The 22,378-nt window shown below is 56.3% G+C and carries 18 protein-coding genes; 4 read left to right on the forward strand and 14 right to left on the reverse strand.

All coding sequences use genetic code 11. The annotated features are described in order from the left end of the window. Positions 1 to 236 precede the first annotated feature (236 nt). From AC2FJB_RS19275 to AC2FJB_RS19290, 4 genes are all read right to left on the reverse strand, one after another. Positions 237 to 1,340, reverse strand: a complete 1,104-nt coding sequence (locus AC2FJB_RS19275) for a glycine cleavage T C-terminal barrel domain-containing protein (RefSeq protein ID WP_170418349.1) — start codon at positions 1,338 to 1,340, stop codon at positions 237 to 239. A gap of 103 nt (positions 1,341 to 1,443) precedes the next feature. After that, on the reverse strand, positions 1,444 to 3,021 hold the full coding sequence (locus tag AC2FJB_RS19280) for an ABC transporter substrate-binding protein (protein WP_185956725.1): 1,578 nt from the start codon (positions 3,019 to 3,021) through the stop codon (positions 1,444 to 1,446). Between the two features lie 120 nt (positions 3,022 to 3,141). Then, positions 3,142 to 4,326: an acetyl-CoA C-acyltransferase gene (locus AC2FJB_RS19285; protein ID WP_142638846.1), complete on the reverse strand. Its 1,185-nt coding sequence runs from the start codon at positions 4,324 to 4,326 to the stop codon at positions 3,142 to 3,144. A gap of 16 nt (positions 4,327 to 4,342) precedes the next feature. Further along, on the reverse strand, positions 4,343 to 5,941 hold the full coding sequence (locus tag AC2FJB_RS19290; protein ID WP_246097267.1) for a fatty acid--CoA ligase: 1,599 nt from the start codon (positions 5,939 to 5,941) through the stop codon (positions 4,343 to 4,345). A gap of 194 nt (positions 5,942 to 6,135) precedes the next feature. Here AC2FJB_RS19290 and AC2FJB_RS19295 point away from each other — a divergent pair, with 194 nt between their 5' ends. The 3 genes from AC2FJB_RS19295 to AC2FJB_RS19305 are packed head-to-tail and all read left to right on the forward strand — an operon-like array spanning position 6,136 to position 9,739. Continuing rightward, complete coding sequence (locus AC2FJB_RS19295; RefSeq protein ID WP_142638850.1) at positions 6,136 to 7,083, forward strand: ABC transporter permease; 948 nt, start codon at positions 6,136 to 6,138, stop codon at positions 7,081 to 7,083. Then, positions 7,080 to 7,955 carry an ABC transporter permease gene (locus tag AC2FJB_RS19300; protein ID WP_142638852.1) on the forward strand — a complete coding sequence of 292 codons (876 nt, stop codon included), beginning with the start codon at positions 7,080 to 7,082 and terminating at the stop codon, positions 7,953 to 7,955. The genes AC2FJB_RS19295 and AC2FJB_RS19300 overlap by 4 nt, the downstream gene beginning before the upstream one ends. Next, entirely contained in the window at positions 7,952 to 9,739 is a 1,788-nt protein-coding gene (locus AC2FJB_RS19305; protein WP_496720186.1) for an ABC transporter ATP-binding protein, read from the forward strand. Before AC2FJB_RS19300 ends, AC2FJB_RS19305 begins: the two co-directional genes overlap by 4 nt. Before the next feature lie 7 nt (positions 9,740 to 9,746). On the opposite strand, the gene AC2FJB_RS19310 is transcribed toward AC2FJB_RS19305, so the two are convergent. Beyond that, complete coding sequence (locus AC2FJB_RS19310; RefSeq protein ID WP_496720188.1) at positions 9,747 to 10,946, reverse strand: serine hydrolase domain-containing protein; 1,200 nt, start codon at positions 10,944 to 10,946, stop codon at positions 9,747 to 9,749. Positions 10,947 to 11,039: 93 nt separating this feature from the next. Between AC2FJB_RS19310 and gcvA the strand changes: the two genes are divergently transcribed. Beyond that, complete coding sequence (gene gcvA, locus AC2FJB_RS19315) at positions 11,040 to 11,984, forward strand: transcriptional regulator GcvA (protein ID WP_496714349.1); 945 nt, start codon at positions 11,040 to 11,042, stop codon at positions 11,982 to 11,984. On the opposite strand, the gene AC2FJB_RS19320 is transcribed toward gcvA, so the two are convergent. The 9 genes from AC2FJB_RS19320 to AC2FJB_RS19360 all read right to left on the reverse strand — a co-directional run bounded on the left by AC2FJB_RS19320 (position 11,972) and on the right by AC2FJB_RS19360 (position 22,318). Next, positions 11,972 to 12,736, reverse strand: a complete 765-nt coding sequence (locus tag AC2FJB_RS19320; protein ID WP_170418330.1) for an SDR family NAD(P)-dependent oxidoreductase — start codon at positions 12,734 to 12,736, stop codon at positions 11,972 to 11,974. The genes gcvA and AC2FJB_RS19320 overlap by 13 nt on opposite strands. 408 nt (positions 12,737 to 13,144) lie before the next feature. Continuing rightward, positions 13,145 to 14,287 carry a serine hydrolase domain-containing protein gene (locus AC2FJB_RS19325; RefSeq protein WP_010443828.1) on the reverse strand — a complete coding sequence of 381 codons (1,143 nt, stop codon included), beginning with the start codon at positions 14,285 to 14,287 and terminating at the stop codon, positions 13,145 to 13,147. After that, a complete protein-coding gene (locus AC2FJB_RS19330) occupies positions 14,284 to 16,374 on the reverse strand; it encodes an acetate--CoA ligase family protein (protein WP_496720190.1) in 2,091 nt (696 codons plus the stop codon). Before AC2FJB_RS19330 ends, AC2FJB_RS19325 begins: the two co-directional genes overlap by 4 nt. Then, positions 16,371 to 17,531: an acyl-CoA dehydrogenase family protein gene (locus tag AC2FJB_RS19335; RefSeq protein WP_170463741.1), complete on the reverse strand. Its 1,161-nt coding sequence runs from the start codon at positions 17,529 to 17,531 to the stop codon at positions 16,371 to 16,373. Before AC2FJB_RS19335 ends, AC2FJB_RS19330 begins: the two co-directional genes overlap by 4 nt. 11 nt (positions 17,532 to 17,542) lie before the next feature. Further along, positions 17,543 to 18,340, reverse strand: coding sequence for an ABC transporter permease (locus tag AC2FJB_RS19340; protein ID WP_496720192.1), 798 nt, complete (start codon positions 18,338 to 18,340; stop codon positions 17,543 to 17,545). Then, a complete protein-coding gene (locus tag AC2FJB_RS19345) occupies positions 18,337 to 19,185 on the reverse strand; it encodes an ABC transporter permease (protein WP_058279877.1) in 849 nt (282 codons plus the stop codon). Before AC2FJB_RS19345 ends, AC2FJB_RS19340 begins: the two co-directional genes overlap by 4 nt. 65 nt (positions 19,186 to 19,250) lie before the next feature. Continuing rightward, entirely contained in the window at positions 19,251 to 20,357 is a 1,107-nt protein-coding gene (locus tag AC2FJB_RS19350) for an extracellular solute-binding protein (RefSeq protein ID WP_058279876.1), read from the reverse strand. 76 nt (positions 20,358 to 20,433) lie between these two features. After that, positions 20,434 to 21,435 (reverse strand): ABC transporter ATP-binding protein, encoded by a 1,002-nt coding sequence (locus AC2FJB_RS19355; RefSeq protein ID WP_082643491.1) that lies wholly within the window; start codon positions 21,433 to 21,435, stop codon positions 20,434 to 20,436. Beyond that, positions 21,428 to 22,318 carry a beta-keto acid cleavage family enzyme gene (locus AC2FJB_RS19360; protein ID WP_496720195.1) on the reverse strand — a complete coding sequence of 297 codons (891 nt, stop codon included), beginning with the start codon at positions 22,316 to 22,318 and terminating at the stop codon, positions 21,428 to 21,430. The genes AC2FJB_RS19355 and AC2FJB_RS19360 overlap by 8 nt, the downstream gene beginning before the upstream one ends. Positions 22,319 to 22,378 lie beyond the last annotated feature (60 nt).

The following is a 22,378-nucleotide window of genomic DNA, read 5'->3' on the forward strand; positions in this document are numbered from 1 at the left end:
TAATCAATCCAGACAGATGAGCCAGATCCTCTCTTAGATTACGCCGCCATCTGTCCCAAAATCCCTGACGACGGACAGGTGATCTGCACCACTGGCGATGGAGCAGATCTGGATGAGTTCTTCGGCCACATGAGTGTGTGGGGCAACAAGGGTTGGGCGACCCGACGAAAAGCACATCGGTTCATTGAATAATCGGAATTTGCCCTTTCGTTTTGGTGACCAGGTCCGTCGTGCTCTCAGAGAAAAGGCAACTCGCAAAGCGTTCCGCCAACCGGTCCAGCGCCACGTTTTACCGTGACCCTGTCGCCGGGTTCGGCATCGACCGAGACCAAAGCAAAGCCGATATTCTTTTTCATCCGGAAAGACCAGGCGCACGTCGTCAAATCACCAATTTTTACCCCCCCTTTCTCTATGTCGTTCCAAGTGAATTCTGGATTTGCAGGACTGCCAGCGTCCAGTACAACCCCCAACTGATGCCGTTTCGGCCCCTCATCCGCAATACGGCGCAACGCATCGATCCCAATCGTGTCGTCAGGCACATGCAAGTCCACATATTTGCCCATGCGGACTTCGTAGGGATTGGTCTGTCCATCGGTGTCGCCTCCATAGGAAACGAGACCGCTCTCGACTCGCTCACTCCAGTTGGGGTTCCCTGGACCAATACCGTGTGGCTGGCCGGCCTCTTTGACGATGTTCCAGAGTGCAGTGCCTTTGGCACTATCCATCAGGTAAATCTCGAACCCACCTTGTTTGGACCAGCCCGACCGGGCGACGGCGACCGGAATACCGTCAATTTCGGTTTCCCGGAACCAGAAGTATTTCAGGTCTCGCACCCAATCACCAAAGATCGAGGCAACCACAGTTTCCGCCTTGGGACCCTGCACGGCCAGAGGTGAGACATCAGGCTCACTGACTTCCACATCCAATCCGCGCTCCCGTGCGACGGCTTCGGCCCAGAACCAGATATTGCTGTCCGCGATAGACAGCCAGTAGCGGTCTTGGTCCAGCTTCAGCAGGATTGGATCGTTGATAAGCACGCCATGATGGTTGCAAAGTGGAACATACTTGCCTTGGCCCATCTTGCATTTTGACAGGTCTCGCGGCGCAAGGATTTGCGCCAGACGCCCGGCATCTGGGCCCTTTAGCTGCACTTGCCGCTCTACCGCAACATCCCACATCGAGACATCGTTGATGATGCGCCAGTACTCCTCCTCTGGGCTGCCATAGGAGGTCGGCATCAACATGTGATTGTAAGTTGTCATGGCACACACACCATCGGCCAAGGTGGCCTCATAGAAGGGTGATGTGCGCAGACGCGTGGACGGAGAAATAGAGAACATGGCTTGATCGCGATTTAAGGGAGACAAGAGAAGGCCGCCGGTCCGGGTGGAACCGGCGACCCAAGTTCAGTTGACTGGTGCCACTGACGGGGAGAAAGCAGCCTTAGGTAAGCCAGATATTGCGTAGAGTCTGACCAAACCCACCAAGAGTTCCAACCGGATGGGGTGTGTACCCCATAACGTTTTGTGCTGTTGCCTCAAGTTGGTTCTGGAACACGGCGTTCACAAAGCCGCCATCGTCGTTCATCATATGCAACATGTCGCAATACATCTGCGCGCGTTTTGCCTCATCCAATTCGGCGCGGGCCGCCAGGATCATGGAATCGAATTCGTCAGAACCCCACATGGTCTCGTTCCAACTGCCACCCTTCATGTGAGCGATGGTCAGGAAGGCATCGACAGTAGGTCGAGCGTTCCAGCCCGACATGGTCATTGGTTTCTGCATCCAGGTGTGGGTCCAGTACCCGTCCGATGGGGTTTTTATCACATTTACATCTACCGCTCCCTTTGCAGATTGCTGGAAAGTCAAGGCAATGTCGTTTGCCGAATTCCCAGCAGTCTCGGACGTATGGAGGTCGAAGCCCGAAACCCCTGCCTTGTCGAAGTAGAACTTTGCCTTGTCGGGATCGTATTCGGCAGGCTTTACGTCCGGGCACCAGTACTTGTAGGTCGGGCCAATCGGTGTGTCTGCTGAAATAGTACCTATTCCCTTGAACACCTGGTTCAAAACAAGTTCGCGGTCCAACGCGTGTTTGACACCTTTACGGAAATTCGCGTCATTTGTCGGAGCGCGGTCCACCATCATCACCATGTTGGTAAACGAACCAGTCGGCGTATTGTGAAGCGTCACAGCGTCGTTGGAGTTGAGCTGATCAACAGCGAAGGCCGGAACGTCGTATACGGAGTCTACATCCCCCGCTAACAACGCGCTCAACATTGCGTTTGCGTCCGGAACAGGGATGAAATCCAAGCCATCTAGGTAAGGCTTACCGTCCTCATAGTAGTTTTCGAAACGTTCGAAAACCACTCGCTCGCCGGGAATGAATTCCATCACCTTGAACGGGCCGGAGCCAATTGCATTCGTGAAATCGCTGTGCCCGGCTGGATGGATGGACAGATGGTAGTCTGACATGATCACCGGCAGGTCTGCATTGCCGGAGGACAAGGTGATCTTTACGGTCATAGCATCGGGTGCATCGATTGCAGTGACTGTCGAAAGCAGAGCCTTGGCAGGCGATTCCGAACCCTCGGCAATGTGGCGCGACAGGCTTTCGACTACATCGGCTGAGGTGACGTTCTGACCGTTGTGGAAAACTAGGCCAGCGCGCAACTTGAATGTCCATTCGGTCGCTGCATCGTTGACACTCCATTCCTCTGCAGCGTCGCCTTCGACCTCAAGCGAGGGTAGCAAACGAGTCAATCGCTGGTAGACGCAATTGCCGTAGACTGCATCCGAAGTATCCGTCATCCTGACGGGCTCTAGGGTATCATCGGTGTTGCCCTGCGCGATCCGCAGCCAGCCACCGCGTGTTGGCGACTGAGCGTATGCGGGACCAGCCTGGGCAAGAATGCTGCTGGCTGTGGGCACCAATAAACCAAAAGCGCCTGCGCGTTTGAAAAAACCGCGACGACTGAGCGATCCCGCCTTATATTGGCGTACCAAGCTATCGATGTCGGACATTTTTTCCTCCCAGATGACCGATGCGGGTTGCACCCGCTGTTCATCGAAGTTTGAGCGGACGGCACCCTGTACACAAACAACCGATTCCATGACATTGCCATAACTGAGGTTATGGAAATGTCAGCAGACTTCGAAAAGCCCAGCCGCACCCATACCACCGCCAACGCACATGGTGACGACCACATATCGAACCCCGCGCCGCTTCGCCTCAATCAACGCGTGGCCAACCAACCGGGAGCCAGTCATTCCATAGGGGTGACCGACGGAAATCGCGCCGCCATTCACGTTTAGCCTTTCGGGGTCAACACCCAGCTGATCCCGGCAGGGAATGGCCTGGGCTGCGAATGCCTCGTTCAATTCCCAAAGACCAACGTCATCCACTTTCAATCCGGCACGCTCCAGTAGCTTTGGAACAGCATAAACTGGTCCCATGCCCATCTCCTCCGGAGCGCAACCTGCCACAGCAAGGCCCCGGTATACGCCTAGTGGAGCGACGCCGCGCCGTTCGGCCATACGGGCCGACATCAGCACACAGGCCGATGCCCCGTCGGACAATTGGCTCGCGTTTCCTGCGGTCACGACACCGGCTTCAACAACCGGCTTCAGCCCCGCAAGCGTTTCGATTGTCGTTCCCGGCCGGTTGCCTTCGTCCTGCCTAACCGTAACGGATTCTTCGGTAATTTCGCCAGATTCACGGTTTTTGACCAGCTTGGTCGCTGTTACAGGTACGATTTCATCGTCGAATGCTCCTGCAGCCTGGGCGGCGGCCGTGCGTGTTTGCGACAGTGCCGCGAATTCATCCTGTGCCTCACGAGTTACCCCGTGCAGACGCGCTACATTTTCGGCGGTTACAAGCATCGGCATATACGCGTGCTCTGAGGCTTGGACTACGGCTGGGTCTTTTTCGTCCATGACCCAGTCGAAATACCTGGCCTGCACCGCGGAAATGTTCTCTTGTCCTCCCGCCACGACAATGCCCATTCCGTCGACCGAAATCTGTTTTGCCGCTGTGGCAATGGCCATCAGGCCCGAGGCACATTGACGATCGAGAGTCTGGGCTGCAGCCGTTGCCGGGAGACCACCTGCAAGCGCTGCCAGGCGGGCGATGTTCAGGCCGGCAGTCCCAGCGGTCAGGACCGATCCCAGCACCACATCTTCTACCTCTGCTGGATCGATACCGGCCCGACTGACGGCGGCTCGTATGGCGTGTCCAGCGAGTGTCGGCGACTTCGAGTTATTGAAGGCACCCTTGAAAGCCAACCCTATGGGTGTTCGAGCGGTTGATACGACAACGACATCTTTCATATCACGAACCTTCCTATTAGATGAACCGGGCCCTAAGGGCCTTCTTGTCCAGTTTGCCAACCGACGTTCTTGGCAAGCTGTCGGTAAATTCAATCCGGTCTGGGATCGCCCATTTCGAAATCGCCCCTTGGTCAACCGCCACATCGAACGCCATACGAAGACGGTCGTAGGTTTTTTCGGTTTCATCACAGCAGGTAACAATCAGCATAGGGCGTTCCCCCCATTTCGTGTCTGGAACGCCAATGGCGGCCGCTTCACTCACACCTTCAACGGTGCTCGCTAGGTTTTCCAATTCAAGCGAAGACACCCATTCGCCTCCGGTCTTGATCACATCTTTAACCCGGTCGGAGATCCGCAACGTGCCCGTTTCGTCGATGAACCCGACATCTCCAGTATGCAGCCAGCCGCCTTGCCAAAGTGCCTCCGTCCCGGCCTCGTTTTTCAGATAACCTTGAGTTAGCCAGGGCGCGCGCGCCACAATTTCTCCCGTCGTCCTTCCATCGCGAGGGGCATCGTTCATATCCCCATCAACCACACGGATTTGCACAAATGGCGCGGGTTTTCCTGTTGCAATCCGAGCGCTCAGCGGTGTTTGCGGGTCCCGCGTGGCCATCATGTCCGCCACTGTCAGGAACGGACAGGTCTCTGACATGCCATAGGCAGCGTGCACGTCAACTCCGTGCTCTAATGCCTGCCTTGCCAGACCTTCGGACAGAGCAGAACCGCCTATGATGACCTTCCAGTTGCTGAGATCTGTTTGCGCGACTTCAGGTGCATTCAGAAGCATCGCAAGTATCGTCGGTACACAATGCGAGAACGTAACACCGTGCTTTTCGATTAGCCCCAACAGGCGGGCGGGATCGTAACGACCAGGATAGACTTGTTTAAGGCCCATCAATGTGGCGACATAGGGTATGCCCCAACCATGCACATGAAACAGCGGGGTTATCGGCATGTAGACATCGCTCCGGTTCAGCCCGCCGCCAGGTACCGGGCCTAACCCGGCCGCGACCGCCATTGTGTGCAAAACCAGTTGGCGCTGGGAGTAGCTGACCCCCTTGGGATCACCTGTGGTACCGGTCGTGTAGAAAAGCGTCGCTCGGATATTCTCGTCAAAATCCGGGAATTCTTGCTCCGGTTCGCACTGCTGCAGCAGGGCCTCGTACTCGCCTTCCGAGGACTCCACCTCGGGGAACACCCCATCGTCGCTGAGGATTACCAACCGCCAAGGCCGCTCGATCCGCTCAGAGATCTCGAGTAGAAGTGGCAAAAAGTCGACGTGGCACAGGATTACGTCGTCCTCTGCATGGTTGATCGTGTAGAGGATCTGATCCGGCGACAATCGGATGTTCACGGTATGCAGCGTGGCCCCGATCATCGGAATAGCAAAGAAACACTCGAGATACCGATGGCTGTCCCAATCCAGAACGGCCACAACGCTACCCTCACCCACGCCAAGTGAGCGCAACGCCCCTGCAGCCTGGCCGACGCGCCTGGCAAAAGTGCGGTAGTCATACCGCTTCGTATCGGCGTGTACGATCTCCTGATCTGGCGTGTTTGCCAGCGGCGTGGCGAGGATTTGCTTGATCAACAATGGGTAGGAATAGGCAGTCATGGGCATCTCCGATCGCCCCAGTCTTTGCGTTCTCCAGCCCTGCGGAACAAACAACAAAATCTCGGTCTTTGCCCAAACAAAAGAATACACATGCCTTTGCTATAACCAAAACGACCCCAATCTGGTCGCTATGGTTGTTTGTCTCGCTTCAAGCTTGCGCCGAATATGCCGGAAGCCTTGAAGGGAGGACCAAGGTGTACCGAATTATTCTGACCCGCCTGGCTCAGGGTTTACTAACCTTGCTCCTTGCTTCCATCATTATCTTCGGCGCGACGGAAATCCTTCCGGGCGACGTTGCTGAAGCCATTCTAGGACAAAGCCGCACCGAAGAATCGCTTGCCGCGCTTCGCGAAGAGATGGGACTCAACCGCCCTGCAGTAGTGCGTTATCTCGATTGGCTGGGCGGTATGATTCAAGGGGATCTGGGGACATCATTGGCCACCAAGCGACCTGTGGCTGACATGATAGAAAGCCGTATGTGGAACACTCTGCGGCTTGCGCTTTTGGCAGCGGCAATCTCGGTTCCGATGTCTTTGGCTCTTGGCCTTTGGTCTGCGATGCGCGCCGGTGGCCGGATCGACAAAACTCTTGCCATGACCACACTTGCGTTGATTGCAGTGCCTGAATTCTTCATTGGTCTCATTCTGATGAAAGTTTTTGCAGTCGAACTAAAGTGGCTCTCCGCGTCGGCCAACACGCGGCCCTACTTTGATTTCTGGCAGAATGTCCGGGCCTTGGCTCTCCCCGTGGCCACCCTCAGTTTTGCCGTTCTGGCGCACATGATGCGGATGACACGTTCGTCCGTCATCAACATCTTCACCTCCCCATACTTGGAGATGGCAGCACTCAAGGGCTTGCCCAAGCGTAGGCTGGTTTTGCGCCACGCGCTGCCTAACGCGCTGTCGCCGATCTTCACGGTTATTGCACTTAATCTGAGTTACATGGTGTCTGGTGTCATTATCGTTGAAACCGTGTTTGGCGTACCCGGCTTAACGCGGCTTCTGGTCGACGGTGTCACTCTGAGGGACATTCCACTCATCCAGGCCTGTGCAATGATTTTTGGCACTGTCTATATCCTTCTGAATCTACTGGCCGACGTCCTGTCCATCATGGCGAACCCGCGCTTAAGGTACCCAAAATGAGCGAAGCAACCGATATCCCCACTCCCCGGGCCTCCGTCTTTGCGGGCCTGCGCCTGACCTGGACTGCAGGTATTGCCGGCGCGGTGCTGCTGTTCTGGCTCATCCTTGCGTTTTTTGGGCCATGGATCGCACCCCATGGTGAAGCCGAAATCATCTCAGGCCAGACCTTTGCACCAATAGGCGAAGGCGGTTTGCTGGGTACTGACAAGCTGGGACGAGATGTATTGTCCCGCCTGATCTATGGAGTACGTACAACGCTGTTGCTGGCGCTTGTCACCACCATGATCTCTTTTTTATTCGGCGTCGCACTCGGTTTTGCCGCCGCGATTCTGAGAGGCTGGTTCGATATCGTAGTAAGCCGCGTTGTCGAGGCATTCATGGCTTTCCCCTCCACCCTATTGGCTTTGGTTGTCATAGGCGCCTTCGGTACTTCTATCACAGTGCTTGTTCTGACTGTTGGGTTGGTCCTCTCGACCAGCGTATTCCGTGTCTCTCGAGCACTTGGTTATGACATCGGCGTTATGGATTTTGTCGAGGCTGCCCGTGCGCGGGGCGAAGGCACCTGGTGGATTCTGACACGTGAGATCTTACCCAATTCCATGGCCCCCTTGATTGCCGAGTTTGGCCTTCGATTCACCTTTTCGATCCTGTTCCTTTCGGGCCTGTCGTTTCTTGGCCTAGGAGTGCAAGAACCTGCGGCCGACTGGGGGCTCATGGTGCAGGAAAACGTGGGTGGGCTGTTCCTCGGTTCGTCCGCAGCGCTTATACCAGCTGCATGCATTGCCTCCTTGACCGTTTCCATGAACCTGCTTGTTGACTGGTTCCAACAGCGCCAGCAAGGCGAAACTGTTCTGGAGAAGATCGACCAATGACCGACATTCTGACCATTAAGGACCTGCGCGTCGAGGGACGCCCCCCAGGCGGTAACTATGTGCCAATTGTCAAGGGCGTGTCCATGAGCGTCGCCAAGGGCGAGGTGTTGGCACTCATTGGCGAAAGCGGCTCGGGCAAATCTACGATCTCTCTGGCATCAATGGGCTTTGCCCGCCCCGGCTGTCGCATCTCAGGGGGTGAAGTCTGGCTGAACGGACGGGACATTATGAAATTACCCCCACGCGACCGCCACAGCTTGCGCGGGGACGAAGTGTCTTACGTGGCACAATCGGCGGCAGCCAGCTTCAATCCTGCGCTTAGGATCGGCAAGCAAGTTGTCGAGGCACCTCTTTGGCATGGCACCGGAGATGCCGAAACTCTAACCGCGAATGCAATAGAGCTTTACCGCAAACTTGACTTGCCCGCCGCGGAAACCGTCGGCGACAAGTTTCCACATCAGGTTTCGGGCGGTCAGTTGCAGCGCTTGATGGCTGCAATGGCCATGTCCTGTGGACCCGACCTTCTGATACTCGACGAACCCACCACTGCGCTTGACGTAACGACCCAGATCGAGGTGCTGAAAGCCTTTAAGGACATTATCCGCGATCAGGGTACCGCCGCGATTTATGTCACACATGATCTCGCCGTAGTCTCGCAGGTGGCTGACCGAATTCTAGTGCTAAAAAACGGCGAGATGGTCGAGGAAGGCACAACGGATCAGATCTTGCATCACCCACAGCACGAGTACACTCGCACACTGATGGAGGCTGTCCGTCCTGCTCCACACTTGGTGAAACACGTGGAGACAGATCTGACTCAGAGGCCGGTGATTTCGGCACGGAACGTGACTGCGGGTTATGGAGCTCTGACCATTCTCTCTGATGTATCGGTCGATGTACCTGCCGCTTCGGTCGTGGGCGTAATTGGCGAAAGTGGTTGTGGAAAAAGCACACTTGCCCGAGTTGTTGCGGGCCTCACACCGTTAAAGGGCGGAGAAGTCCAACTCGATGGCAATACCGCCGCTCCAGCAGTGAAGGATCGGTCGATTGAAACGCTCAAGGATTGCCAGATCGTCTTTCAAATGGCTGACACGGCGCTAAACCCTCGGCAACGGATCAGCGATATCCTGGGCCGTCCTCTGGAATTCTATCTGAACCTCAAGGGGCGCGCACGCGCGCAGAAGGTCGGCGACCTCTTGGAACTGGTCGATCTTCCTCGCGATTTCGCCTCCCGCTATCCCGGAGAGCTGTCTGGTGGGCAAAAACAACGCATTAATCTCGCTCGCGCGCTTGCCGCCGAGCCCAAGGTGATCCTTTGTGACGAGGTGACTTCGGCGCTGGACACCGTGGTGGCCGCAGGTGTGATCGAACTCCTGAAATCGCTGAAGGACAAACTGGGCGTCGCCTACATGTTTATCAGTCACGATCTTTCCACCGTAGCTTCTTTCGCCGATGAGGTGGTTGTACTGTATGCCGGACGTGTCGTCGAAAAGGGACCATCAAAAGCGGTTTTTCGCCCGCCTTTTCACCCCTACACAAAGCTGTTGCTATCTTCGGTGCCCGAGATGCGCCAAGGCTGGCTGGAAGGCGTGGCAGATACAAGCGAGGCAAAGGCGGCTAGCGCTGGCAGCGTCGAAATCGGTGCGCGGGGCTGCCCCTTCGCCAACCGCTGCACCCATATCATTGCGGGAACATGTGATACTCGGACTCCACCTTTGCATGACCTACCCGGTGGATTGAGCATCGCTTGCCATTTGACCCAGACGAACCTGCCCCTGGACTGACGTCGCCTCAGTCCACCAGCGCCTGGTAACTCAGAACTCTCAGCTCACGGCGCAGGGTATAGGCGCTCGAAGGAATTAGCTGCGTCATAAGTATCACAGTCATCTCCTCGATCGGGTCCACCCAAAAGGCGGTCGAGGCCATACCGCCCCAGGCAAATTCACCGGGTGAGCCGATGATCTTGGCCCGCGCCGGGTCTAACATCACCGACACACCGAGTCCGAAGCCAACCCCCTCAAAGGTAGTTTCGCTGAAATGAGCCTGTCCCCGGCTCGCCAAATCGCCGCCCATGTGATTGCATACCATTAGATCAAAAGCCTTGCGCCCCAGTAACCTGCCTCCGTCACATCTGCCGCGCCGAAGAAGCATCGTTGCAAAACGCTGGTAGTCGTCCATTGTGGAGAGCAACCCACCGCCCCCGCTTTCCAAGGTAACCGGCGCAATGAAACCTTTCTGATCATCAGAAGCAACAAAGCCGCCTGGCGCGCGGTCATAGAGCGTGGCCAAGCGGCCAGACTTATCGGCCGATACGGCGAAGCCTGTGTCCACCATTCCGAGCGGATCAAAGATCCGTGTCTTAAGAAATTCGCTGAGAGGCTGACCACTGATAACCTCGATCAAATGGCCGAGAACATCCGTCGAAAGGCCATAAAACCAACGGTCACCCGGCTGAAAGGCCAAGGGAAAACTCGCTAGCACTTCAACAGCTTTCGCCATCGTCGTAAGACCTCTGTCAAAGTCGAGACCGCTATCCGAAAGGGCACGCTCCAGCTCGTTTCCCTGCGGATCACCATAGACGATCCCCGCCTGGTGTGTGAGAAGATCATGGATTGTAATACCCCGGTCAGCTGGCTCGGTCTCGTTCAGAGCGTGACCAGGACCCTTCCAGACCTGCGGGTTTGCGAAATCTGGGAGAAAGTCGCAAACAGGCTGATCCAGTTGAAACGCCCCTTCTTCGTAGAGCATAAGCAGGGCGAGCGAGGTCACAGGTTTGGTCATCGAATAGATGCGCCAAATAGTATCAGGTAATACAGGCCGCTTCGACTTTGCATCGGCAAATCCCGCACGCTCCGAAAAACATATCTTTCCCCGGCGGGATATTTGCACAGCCAGACCAGAAAGGCGTCCGTCATGCACATGGGCGTTCATCCAATTGGTGATGCGCGACAGCTTAATCGGGTCTAATCCCAAGGTATCTTCTGGTTGCAAGTCGTCAGCTCCATATTGTCTCAACGTCAATCTGCACCGAGATTCTCTTGGCGTTCAAGCGATGGATAATCTATCTATAACCTAACTGAAATTATGCTTGAGTTGGCCATGAGCACACGGCGACTTCCCCACCTGACCTGGCTGCGCGCATTCGAAGCGTCGGCCAGGCATCTGAGCTTTACCCATGCGGCGCAGGAACTGAACCTGACACAAGCAGCGATCAGCAAACAAGTGAAATTGCTGGAGCATTACTTGCGCGAGCCGCTCTTTGAGCGCAAACCCAGAAGTCTGGTCCTGACCAAAGTGGGCGCCGCCTATCTACCGAAGGTCAGAGACGGCTTTGAACGCCTGGCCGCGGGAACCGAGGAAGTGTTTGGCCTGCGGCGCTCCGAAGTCCTGACCGTGCGGGCGCCGGTCGGGTATTCAGTTAACTGGATCGCGCCGCGACTTCAGGGATTCTTTGACCGCCACCCGGACACTGAAGTGCGTCTGGTCTCAAGTGTATGGGGAGATCAGTTCGACAATGAGCGGTTTGATCTCGATATCCAATACGGCACAGGGAAGTGGCCAGGATACAAAGCCGACCGGTTAACTTGGGAGGTGATCAAACCGGTTTGCTCTCCAATTTTGCTTGAGGGTTCCAAAGCGATCCGCAAACCAGATGATCTTGCCCACCATCGCCTGCTACACGTGCTCGGTTACGAGGAGGGTTGGGCTGACTGGTTGCGTTATGCAAAGGCAAGCGGTGTCAACTCGGGACAGGGGTTACAGTTCGACACCTCGCTGCTTGCTTTCGAGTTTGCCTCTCGTGGTGGCGGTGTAGCTTTAGCACGGTCCTCAATGTGCGGCGTCGAGATCGAGCGCGGACGACTTGTTGAACCCTTCGAGCTCGAAGCGCCCCTGCAGGAGGCTTTCTACTTGATCGCACCGGAAGCGGATCGCGACCATCCTGATGCCCAAAATTTTCGCGAGTGGCTGATCGAGACGTCAGAAAACGACCTCGAAAACAAGCGCATTCGAGAGACCTATCCGGCTTGAAGCCGCACGCCTGCGTCAAGACGAATGGTCTCGCCGTTCAGCATTGGGGTTTGGATGATGTTAACGGCAAGGCGCCCAAATTCCGCGGGCTCGCCAAACCTGTTTGGAAACATCCGGCCATCTAGCATCCCGTCGATTACCTCCTGCGGAATATGATCAGCGATCGGAGTGCGAAATAATCCGGGCGCAATTGTCATGACCCGCACTCCGCGGGGCATGAATTCACGGGCGGCCTGCAATGTCAGACTGGCAATCGCGCCCTTTGAAGCCACATAAGCCCCCTGCCCAATTTGACCCTCGATTGAAGTAATCGAGCCTGTGTTGATGATAATCCCGCGCTCGCCATCTTGATTGAGCGGCTCCTGCTGCATCATCCGGGCTGCGCATTTCGTCATGACGCTGACGGTTCCCATCAGGTTGACGTTGATCACCCTCGCGAAAGCTTCCATATCAACTGGACCGTCCCGTCCGACAAGTCGCATACCGCCGGGGATGCCCGCACAGTTGACAACTATGCGAATTGGTCCGCTCCGGTCTTCGGCCAGATCCAAAGCGGCCTCGACCGCAGAACTGTTGATAACATCACAACCTATGCCAAGCGCGCCGATTTCCGCTGCCGCGTTTTTTACCCGAACTTCATCGAGGTCCAGCAAGGTAACTCGTGCTCCGGCTTTGCTGAGCGCCTGTGCAGTAGCAAGCCCCAGTCCTGATCCTGCCCCGGTCACGATCGCAGATAGTCCTTCAATATCCATGCGTGATAATCTCCGTTTGTTCAAAACTTCTTAACCCAGAACCAGAAGTTAAACATCGAAGTTCTATTTACCCTTTGGCCAACCAAAAATCATTTTGCCTCCGCGTGCAGTGCAATATGTCGGGACGGACGGGTCACAAACCTGCGCTGTTGTTTGGAACAATTGCTCCGCGATAAGCGACTTCAGGCGGGTTGAGTCACACCCGCGACATGCCTTGTTGACAACTTCGGCAGGATATCCCGACAGACGTAAATGCCGCGCTGAGAAGAAGTTCAGTTTAGGTGATCGAAACTGGATGATCGAAGCCATGGGTCGGATCGCTCTAGAAGATTCGGCCCAAGTCAAGGACTGCAAAGCGGCCAATCGGCGTCTTCCCCGCTGACACTTAGCTCAGCAACTGCAAACCAGTCAAATGACAGAAAGGCAGACGTCTCGAAGCGTTGTGGCCAGCTCTCCCATATAGGTGTCATCGTAACCCGAGTCATTCTCCAGCACACTTAAGAATGCACAGCTGGTGCCGGTGACCATATCCACCATGAGGAACTGCCCTCCATAGCCAGCATGACCGATTAATCGACCGTCGGTCATGGTCTGGTTTGAGTACTTGAGCCAATTCTTGGGTGGTGTCATCGCTGGCGCGCGGCGGATCAGAGTTTTTTGCAGGAAACCGGTGTTGGCCATAGGTCGACCGTGCAGGTCGCGGCCTTCCCGCGCCAGTAGCAACCCGAACCGCGCGAGGTCGCGCACGCTTAGGCAACCGCCACCGGAAAACGCTGGGTGCCCGTCCTTGCTGAGGCTGATGTGAAACGCGCCCTCGTATCCTGCGGCATCAGCAATCTCTTCGATTTGCTCAGCCATTGGAATGGGCGAAACCTTGGCCGCTATCAGGGTCAGGACATCCGTGTTCGCGGATTTATAATCGGCTTGTCGCACCCCCGAGTTTGCCCTGAAACCAGTAATCGAGGCCGCAAATTCCGCAAGCGTGATTTCCTTTTCACCCACGCCGGGCAAGCGCCAACCCAAGGCGACCTCTTCAGTATAGCAGTCGGCATCGGGGTCAGCATAATCCTCGGTGAAGTCGTTATCGACGTTCATATCGAGCAGAGATTGAATGCTGGCCTCGGCATACCCGCTGCCGATACCCGGCAGATAGTCGCGGACCTGCGCGTCCAATGACAACAGCCCCTGTGCAAGCAGACGACCTATGATTAAGTGGATGTGTAGCTTTGTCACTGACTGGATGGAATGCGGCGCTGAGGTCGAAAAATCATCTGCGGCTTTTTCCAGAATGATCTGGTCATTCTTTAAACAGCAGAACGCAGAGAAAGCCGGATGGGCAAGCATTTGTGCCAGTTCAGGCACTCGGGCGCACAGATTCTGCTCGGCGGCTTCCAGCTGCAAAACCTCTCTGGAACGCACCATGAGACATCGGCGGAACAGCCGATATGCATTGTGGAACCCATGCCGGCGAAATTCCGGCTGGTTCCACCGCTGCTTGTTGTCGTCTCCAACAGCCAGATCGGGATTGGGTATGATCCTATTCCTGCTCATGACCGGGGCACCTGGATCAGGGCATCAACGGCGACGATGTGATCTGGGTAGACAAACATAGGGTTGATCTCGATTTCTGCGACCTCGCCGCGCGCCTTTAGGAATTCAGTGCACAACCGGTGTAGCGCATCCGCAATTCGTGGAATGTCCGCCTGTCGACTGCCCCGGTACCCCTCTAACAAGCGAGCTACACGGAGCGAACACAATGCGCGCTCGATCTCGTCTTTTGAGGCAGGCAACAACACAGTGCGCGCATCTCGGACCAATTCGGTCAAAACACCGCCGCTACCGATGACCAAACTGGGACCAAATTGCGGATCAGCACGCAGCGTGACGATCAGCTCTGCAAGCGGCTTGGGCGACATGGCTTCGATCAGGAAGCGATCCGTCACCGCCGCGCGGTCATACGCCGCAACCGATGCCGTCATTGCCTTGATCGCCGAAGACAGCCCCTCTGCATCCTTGACCCCCAAAGCGACCGCGCCCGCTTCGGTCTTGTGAGGCAAGCTTGGTGACATCATTTTCAGTGCGACCGGATAGCCGATATCCTGCGCAACGCCAGCTGCCTCGGCCGCATTGCAGACATGTCCGTTTGGCACAGCAACAGCCATTTGCCTGAGCCAGGATTTACCTTTGTCTTCGGTCAATACCATTGGGTTCTGTATAGTTGCACCGGGTCGCAAGGCAGCAGGCCGGTCAATCCTTGTCCGCGCCCTTGCTTCGGACCACCAAATAGCATCACGCATGGCATTCAACGTCTCGTGAATACCCTGCATAGGCGCAACCCCCAGTTCAATGAGATGTCTGCGGGTCCCACGATCAAGATTTTCAGGTAGGGTCGCGCAGATCGCTGCCGGGACGGAGTGTTCCTGAGCGGCCTGCGCAAAAGCTGCAGCATCGTTCTGGTAGTAGATCTTGGACGCGTCCAACCCTTCTGCCGGGTAGTCCTGCACCAGAACAGCCAGATCCGCGTTGAGGGCCGATAGCGCCGTGGCAAAAACCGGGTAAGTCTTATCGCCCTGTCCCCAGATCGGGGTCGTATAGTCCAGCGGGTTGGAAACCGTCGCGATCTCAGGCAGCAAACTGGTCAGGCCTTCCTGCCCTGCAGAGCCCACTTTGGGAAAGCACACACCAATCCTTTCCGAGTGATCTGCCAGCATCGTCGCCCCGCCCCCAGAACAGGTAAAGCCAGCGACACGCCTGCCTTGCGGCGCGCCTGCTACGCAGAGGTACTTCAGTGTTTCCAGAAACTGCGACGGGCTGGTGACGTCGATCACCCCGGTGCGATCAAACAGTGCCTGATAAAGCTCGCTCGAACCAGACAGAGAGCCGGTGTGACTGACCGTCAGAGTCGCCCCAATGGCGGAATTGCCGGTCTTCAGTGCGACAACCGGAACCCCCCGATCCAGGGCTTTCAGCGCGGCGCGTTCAAAAGCAGCAATGTCACGCAACCCTTCGATGTGCAATCCAATGGCGCGCACAGCCGGGTCTTCAGCAAAGGCATCCAGGAATTCCTCAATCCCCAAGACCGCCTGATTGCCTGCAGAAACCATATAGGCCATTGGCAAGGAACGCGCGCTCATTGTGATGTCGGATGAGAACATACCGGACTGGGTAACGATCGCTGCACCGTATCCCGGCGACCAGCCGCCATGTTCAAATGACCAAAGAGCGGCATTGTCGATATAGTTGATCATGCCATAGCAGTTTGGGCCGATCAGAGCCATATCTCCGGCGACTTCGATCAGATCTCGTTCCGATTGTATGTCGCCAGTTTCCTTGAAGCCCGCGGAAAAACAAACGACACCACCTGCACCCATCTGTTCCAATTCTCTCAGGGCATCAGTCACCCCGGCCGCAGGGATAGCGAGATAGACGGCATCAGGTGGCTCCGGCAGGTCCGAGATGCTGGGAACACAGCCCACGCCATCCAGATCGGCGCGTTTGGGATTAACGGCCCACATTTGCCCTTGAAATCCACGCCGGCGGGCTTCGCGCACGGCAATGGTCGCATCACGTCCACCAATAAACGCGATGTGGCGCGGCTTTAAGAGACGCTCAAGATTTTCGCGCCGCGCCGGCGTCATGCGCCAAGTGGCCTCAGGATGGACCTGGTGATGATGTGGCGTTGGATTTCGCTGGTGCCGTCCCAAATCCGCTCCAATCGGCTATCGCGCCAGAACCGTTGGATCGGCATTTCCTCCATCAATCCCATGCCACCAAAAATCTGAACGGCATCATCGGCGATTTTGTTGAGCATCTCTGAGCAGTAAACCTTGACCATTGCCGCATCTGCATCACCCATGACACCCGCTTCGGCACGTGCAACGGCGTCTTGCACCATCAGATCGGCCGCGCGCAACGTCATCGCACCGTCCGCCAAACGGAAGCCGGTGGCCTGAAACGTACCGATCGGTTTACCGAATTGCTTGCGCGTTGCGGCCCACTCGGTCGCCAGGTCAAGGATGCGTTCGGCCTTACCGCAGCAGGTCGCGCCGACCCAGATACGCCCCATGCCGAGCCACTTTCCCGACAGCTCAAGCCCGCGACCCTCTTCGCCCAGGATCTGGTCCGGACCAAGACGCACATTGTCGAAACTCAACTCAAAAGTCTTGTAACCGCGATAGCTGACGCAATGCGTCCCTTCGCGGCAGTCGAACCCCGGCAGGCCCACATCGACCAGAAAAGCCGTCACCCGTTTGCGTGGGCCGCGTGGTGTTTCATCTGTACCAGTTGCAGCAAAGACAATCGCGAAATCCGGCATGCAGGGACCAGAGATAAAGTGTTTGGATCCATTCAGGATCCAGTCATCCCCGTCGCGTATCGCATTGGTCTTCATCCCCATGACATCCGAACCTGCGTCAGGCTCTGTCAAGGCAAAGAGCTCACGCTTTTCACCGCGCACGGCAGGAAGCAAATATCGCTCACGCTGGTCTCCTTCGCAAGCCATCAGCAATTCCGTCGGGCGCGCCGCCCAGCTTTGTAGCGCATGGCTTGTACGGCCGTATTCCCGCTCGATCAGGGACATGGGCCCATATCCCAGCCCTCCGCCACCGACCTCTTCGGGCAGGTTGCAGGCGAAGAGGCCCAATTCATGCGACCTCGCCTCAATCTGGCGGCCGATCTCCTCGGGCACATAGCCTAAGCGGTCCACCTCTTCTTCATGCGGATACATCTCTGTTTCGACAAATCGGCGAACAGTGCTAACCAGAAGCTCTGTTTCGTGACTGGTTTCCAGATTCATGTCAGCCTCAATCATTCTGCCTGAGCCCGTGCGTTTCGCCGCGACAGAATCGCAGAAACGGCAAAGGCAATCAGGGTGATGGCAATCAGGATCACGGCAGCGGCAGCCACTGTCGGATCGGTGTTTTCACGGATGCCGTTCCACATGCGGCGCGGCAGCGTGTAGACGCTGTATTTCGAGATGAACAAGGTCACTACGATTTCATCCCAGCTGAGGATAAAGGCAAAAAGCGCCCCGGCAAAAACCCCCGGCCTGATCGAAGGCAGGATCACCCGGCGCATGGTGGTCCAGTTAGAGGCCCCGAGATTCTTGGAGGCTTGTTCAAGCTTAGGATCAAACGTTGCCAAGGACGCGCTGACCGTGATCAGCACCATAGGGGCCGCCAGGATCGTATGTGCAAGTATCAAACCGGCGTAGCTGTCCAATAGACCCAGAGGGATCCATAGCCGATAAAACGCCATGGCGGAAATAATCTGCGGTATGATCAATGGAAGCAGCAGAAAGGCGCGAACCAATTCACTATATCGCGACGAAACCCGCCACAGCCCGATCGCACATAGCGTGCCCAAAAGCGTAGCCAGCGCGGAACAGGAAACGGCAATTACGCCACTTTGGAAAAAGCTCGAAAGCCATTCCTCACTGGTGAACAGCTTCTCGAAATGGCGCAGAGAATACTCTCCCTGTGGCATGGACAAAAAGCGTTTCGGCGTAAGTGAGACAGGGATGGCAATCAGGGCCGGGGTCACCAGAAACAACAGCAGCACCCAGGCTCCCACCCGGTTGAAAAACGAGAAAAGGCCCGGCTTCATCGCGCTGCCCCCCCGAACACCGTGCTCAGTTTCATGAACCGCGACATGATCCAAAGCATCACCAAAACACCAATCAGCATAATGGCCGCCAACATCGCCGCCGTGCCCCATTTCAAGGTCACCAGCAACTGAACCGAGATGTATTCCGCCACCATCAGCACCTTGCCGCCGCCCAATACCGCCGGGGTCACATAAAACCCAAGGCTGAGGATGAAGACCAACAGGGTCGAAGCCACAAGCCCCGGCATGGTCATCGGCAGGTAGACGCGCCAGAATGTCTGGCTTCCGCTGGCCCCCAGGTTGCGCGAAGCGTCCATCACCCTCTGATCAATGGATTGCATCGAGACCAGCAGTGGCAACACCGCATAGGGGATCATGTAATGCACCATTCCGATCAGAACACCCAACTCATTGCGCATGAAGGCGACGGGTTCGGCAATCAGGCCGATGTCCTCAAGCGTGACATTGACCAATCCTTTGCGTCCCAGCAGCATGAGCCAGGCGAAGGTGCGTACGAGAATGGATATCCAGAAGGACACCAATAGCAGCGTTAGCATATAGGTCTTCTGGCGCTGGTGGCAGTGGACCATCGCATAGGCGATGGAATAGCCGAATATGACGCTGAAGAGCGTTGTGATGATGCAAATGCGAACCGTGGTCCAGACAATCCGGATCAACGCATCACCCTCCGTCAGCTTGGCATAGTTGCTGAACCCGGGCTCAGGGTCTGTTACGCTCAGCCAAAGGATATTCAAGATCGGCCCGAGATAGAGCGCGACGACCATCAGCATCAAGGGCGCGATGATCAGCCATCCTGGGTGGATATGACGGTTTAAGGCTTGCATCCAAAGCTTTCGAGAGGGGTTTGGCCGCCCGATACTGCGGATCAGGCGACCAGAAGGTTGAGTGGTCAGCTAATCGCTTCGAGGAAGGCATTCACCGCGTCGCCGCCGTTTTTGCCCCACCACTCCGGATCATTGTAGACGATCTTGTCGATGTTCATGGCCGAGGTGATCGCATAAGGTTGCTGGTCTTCAGGAATCTGACCAAAGGCTTCGGGGTTCGATGGTGTCATGCCTAGGCAATCCAACAGTGCCAACTGCGCCGGAATGTCTTGCGCCGTGGCGATGAACTCCATGACAGCGGCACCCGCCGGGTTGCCCTTGGGCACGATATATGCCCCTGGCATCGCCATCGCCTGATTGTTCACCAGCTTGTATTGACCATCGGTGTCGTTTTCGATGTTGCGACCCCGGTTCTGCCAGATGATCGCCATCGAGACCTCGTTGTTGACCACCATAGAGTGAACTTCCGATCCCGAGCCCCAATAGAGGCTGTCATCCTTGATTGACTGGATCTTGTTCAGGGCCCGATCCATATCGAGCGGATAGAGATCGCTGCCAGCGACTCCATCCGCCATCAATGCGGCCTCGAGCGACCCATTTGCCCATTTGTAGAGCGCTCGGGTCCCGGGGAATTTCTCGGTATCAAAGAAATCGGCCCAGTTTTGCGGTGGATTGTCGCCGTAGGCTTCGGTGTCATACACAAAGGCATACCCGTAGAGGATGATCGACACCCCATATTCCAACGCATAGCCGGGCAGCGTTTTCTCCTTGGACACCACGGAATAGTCAATCGGCTCCAGGTGGCCGGTTGGTCCAAGTGACACGGCGTTGAACAAGTCCGCATCCGCCACGTCGGCAGTCACATTGCCACTGTCGACCATTTCCTTGATCTTACCTTCCAACGGACCAGAGGTGTCAAATTTCAAACCTTTGCCGGTTTTGGCGGTAAAGGCCTCACCGATGGCCGAGCCATGGCATTCTTCGGATTGGCCGCCCCAATTCCACATCACGACATGGTCTGCCGCCGCTTGGGCGTCGCCTGCCAGTACCGCATTCATTGCAACACCCGAAGCACCGCAAAGCGCCAGAAACGTGCGCCGGTCCATACGGCCAGCCCGGAACGCCTGGGCACTTTCGGCAAGCATTTCCTTTTTGAATTGTTTATCGTGCATTTTCTTCCTCCCATTTGATCCGGGATTTGACCCGGCTTTCGGTCGTGACGCCTCTGGGCGTTCTGTGTTGGGGTGCCTAGCCCGTTTGTAGCTCCACTGCTGCTGAATCTTTCCAAAGCAAATCCACACGCAACCCCTCTGCCAGATCAGAGGCGTTGCGCCAGACGTCGATATCGACCTCGATCTCGGCCCCTTCGTCGGTATCCACGATGATCCTCTGCATCGAGCCAAAATAGGTTATGTTGCGAATGGCACCCCTCATCCGGGCCTCGGCGTTTTCGTTGCCAGGCATCAGATCAATTTTTTCCGGGCGCAGGGCAAAGACCTTTCCGTTTTGATGAATAAAGTTCGATTTCCCGAGGAAACTGGCGGTGAACTGATTGATCGGGCGCTCGTACAGCTCTTTTGGCGTTCCGACCTGCTCGATCGCGCCGTCGCGCATGATCACAATGCGGTCAGACATCGACAGTGCCTCTTCCTGATCATGAGTGACATAGATGAAGGTAGTGCCAACGCGGCGATGAATGTCCTTGAGCTGCTCCTGCACTTCGACACGCAGCTTTTTGTCCAGCGCTCCCAGCGGTTCGTCCAGCAACAGCACAGGCGGCGCAAAGCACAAGGCACGTGCAAGGGCCACGCGTTGTTGCTGACCACCAGACAACTGCCCCGGTTTGCGATCTGCAAACTCCTGAAGCTGAACCAGCTCCAGCATCTCGTCGACACGGTTCCGAATTTCGTCGGCGGGGCGTTTACGCACGCTTAGCGCATAACCCACGTTGTCGCGAACAGTCATATGGGGGAACAGAGCATATCCTTGAAACACCATGCCGAAATTGCGCTTTTCGGCGGGCACATCCGAGATGGACGCACCGTCCAGCGCAATCTCTCCTTTCGATATGTCGAGAAACCCGGCGATCATCATCAACAAGGTGGTTTTGCCCGATCCCGACGGGCCCAACAGCGTCAGGAACTCTCCATTTCGGATATCCAGGCAGATGTCGTTGACAGCACGGAACTGACCAAAAAACTTGGAGACATTGCGAATTTGCAAGCTACCGGTTTGGGTTGGATCAGCCATCCGCCCCCCTCAGGTTCAGCTTGTTGCGCGACTCTTGCGGTGTCAGGATCCGCCCACCCATCCGTTCGATAATCTCTCGGGCGCGGGTGACAAGCTGGCCGTTTGTCGCCAGAACCCCGCGATCAAGGTAGATGTTGTCCTCAAGACCGACACGCACATTCCCGCCAAGCGCGACAGCTGCGGCTGCCATCGGCATCTGCCCCCGCCCAATCCCAAAACTGGCCCAGCTGGCGCCTACGGGCAGTTGCGCCTTCATGGCCGCCATGGTTTCCACCGTTTGATCGGCCCCCCATGGAATTCCAAGGCACAACTGGAACATCGGCGGAGCATCAATCAGCCCCTCCTCCACCATCGCCTTGGCAAATCGGATATGGCCGAGATCAAAGACCTCAAGCTCGGGCTTCACACCCCATTCCTGAACCAGTGCCGCCATCCGACGCAGTGTCGGTGGCGTGGAAATATAGATCATGTCCGTGTCGGAAAAATTCAGCGTGCCACAATCGAGAGAGCAGATTTCAGGCAGGCATTCCTTGATATGGGCCAGCCGTTCTTCTGGTCCGATCATGTCGGTGCCCGGACCGGGCATGGCGGGATTGGACGAGTCTGAAATCCAATCTCCCCCCATACCTGCCGTAACATTGATGACCACATCCGTATCGCTTTCGCGTATTCGATCCACGATTTCCTTGAAGAGCGCCGGATCGCGCGAGCCTTGCCCCGTTTCAGGATCACGCGCATGCACATGCGCGGCAGAGGCCCCTGCCCTGGCGGCTTCGATTGCCGCATCAGCAATTTCTTTCGGGGTCACCGGCACGTGAGGGCTCTTGCCGGTCGTATCTCCCGCACCGGTAACTGCGCAGGTCAGCACAACTTCGTAGGTCATATCCGAGCCCCCCTTTTTACCTAGATTGCCGCGCGATTGACGGATAAAGATGTCGATTAT

Source organism: Ruegeria sp. CDSC085, assembly GCF_059610465.1.

What these genes read in the sequence shown, in the direction of transcription:
- AC2FJB_RS19350 (WP_058279876.1), bottom strand. Translation starts at nt 20,357, where the DNA reads ATGCACGATAAACAATTCAAAAAGGAAATGCTTGCCGAAAGTGCCCAG.
- AC2FJB_RS19275 (WP_170418349.1), bottom strand. Translation starts at nt 1,340, where the DNA reads ATGTTCTCTATTTCTCCGTCCACGCGTCTGCGCACATCACCCTTCTAT.
- AC2FJB_RS19300 (WP_142638852.1), top strand. Translation starts at nt 7,080, where the DNA reads ATGAGCGAAGCAACCGATATCCCCACTCCCCGGGCCTCCGTCTTTGCG.
- AC2FJB_RS19280 (WP_185956725.1), bottom strand. Translation starts at nt 3,021, where the DNA reads ATGTCCGACATCGATAGCTTGGTACGCCAATATAAGGCGGGATCGCTC.
- AC2FJB_RS19285 (WP_142638846.1), bottom strand. Translation starts at nt 4,326, where the DNA reads ATGAAAGATGTCGTTGTCGTATCAACCGCTCGAACACCCATAGGGTTG.
- AC2FJB_RS19355 (WP_082643491.1), bottom strand. Translation starts at nt 21,435, where the DNA reads ATGGCTGATCCAACCCAAACCGGTAGCTTGCAAATTCGCAATGTCTCC.
- AC2FJB_RS19325 (WP_010443828.1), bottom strand. Translation starts at nt 14,287, where the DNA reads ATGAGCAGGAATAGGATCATACCCAATCCCGATCTGGCTGTTGGAGAC.
- AC2FJB_RS19340 (WP_496720192.1), bottom strand. Translation starts at nt 18,340, where the DNA reads ATGAAGCCGGGCCTTTTCTCGTTTTTCAACCGGGTGGGAGCCTGGGTG.
- AC2FJB_RS19320 (WP_170418330.1), bottom strand. Translation starts at nt 12,736, where the DNA reads ATGGATATTGAAGGACTATCTGCGATCGTGACCGGGGCAGGATCAGGA.
- AC2FJB_RS19290 (WP_246097267.1), bottom strand. Translation starts at nt 5,941, where the DNA reads ATGACTGCCTATTCCTACCCATTGTTGATCAAGCAAATCCTCGCCACG.
- AC2FJB_RS19345 (WP_058279877.1), bottom strand. Translation starts at nt 19,185, where the DNA reads ATGCAAGCCTTAAACCGTCATATCCACCCAGGATGGCTGATCATCGCG.
- gcvA (WP_496714349.1), top strand. Translation starts at nt 11,040, where the DNA reads ATGCTTGAGTTGGCCATGAGCACACGGCGACTTCCCCACCTGACCTGG.
- AC2FJB_RS19335 (WP_170463741.1), bottom strand. Translation starts at nt 17,531, where the DNA reads ATGAATCTGGAAACCAGTCACGAAACAGAGCTTCTGGTTAGCACTGTT.
- AC2FJB_RS19330 (WP_496720190.1), bottom strand. Translation starts at nt 16,374, where the DNA reads ATGACGCCGGCGCGGCGCGAAAATCTTGAGCGTCTCTTAAAGCCGCGC.
- AC2FJB_RS19305 (WP_496720186.1), top strand. Translation starts at nt 7,952, where the DNA reads ATGACCGACATTCTGACCATTAAGGACCTGCGCGTCGAGGGACGCCCC.
- AC2FJB_RS19360 (WP_496720195.1), bottom strand. Translation starts at nt 22,318, where the DNA reads ATGACCTACGAAGTTGTGCTGACCTGCGCAGTTACCGGTGCGGGAGAT.